Source organism: Salinimicrobium oceani (assembly GCF_012037645.1).
This window is the reverse complement of the sequence record NZ_JAAVJR010000752.1, coordinates 1-423: the sequence shown is the minus strand read 5'-3', so window position 1 is coordinate 423 and position 423 is coordinate 1. Positions and strand designations below refer to the sequence as shown.

The following is a 423-nucleotide window of genomic DNA, read 5'->3' as shown; positions in this document are numbered from 1 at the left end:
TCTAGGATGCCTTGTATTACTATAGGAGAAGGCATTTCTAATAATTCCTCGCGCCCGGAATGAAAACACAGCAAGTGCTGCAAGTCCAAATCTATCAAACTAATAAATCTGTGATGAAAGCAGGTTTATTCAAAATAGCAACGCTAGCCGCAAAAGATCCGCTAATGACGAGGGTTACCAGAGCATTTGCCGCAAAATTAATAATGATCTTTTAAACTAGAGACGGAAATGCTTGTAAACAAAGGGGGAAAAACCTATGACATCGCGCAGCGTGTGATCCTCTTGCTTTCTTCTCCCCTTTATTTTTTCTTAATGGATTTTTACAAATCTTCACTAGAAATTATGGCCGTCCATCTGCAGCTTTTTAATAAAAACGATTTGTTTTTTATACTAATCGATGAAAAACCTAATTATCAGGTGAAA

General features: G+C 37.1%; 1 protein-coding gene. It reads left to right on the top strand.

Translation table 11 applies throughout. From position 1 onward, the window contains the following. Nucleotides 1–228 precede the first annotated feature (228 nt). A partial coding sequence (locus tag HC175_RS23980; protein WP_209310113.1) for a hypothetical protein occupies nt 229–423 on the top strand: 195 nt, incomplete at its 3' end.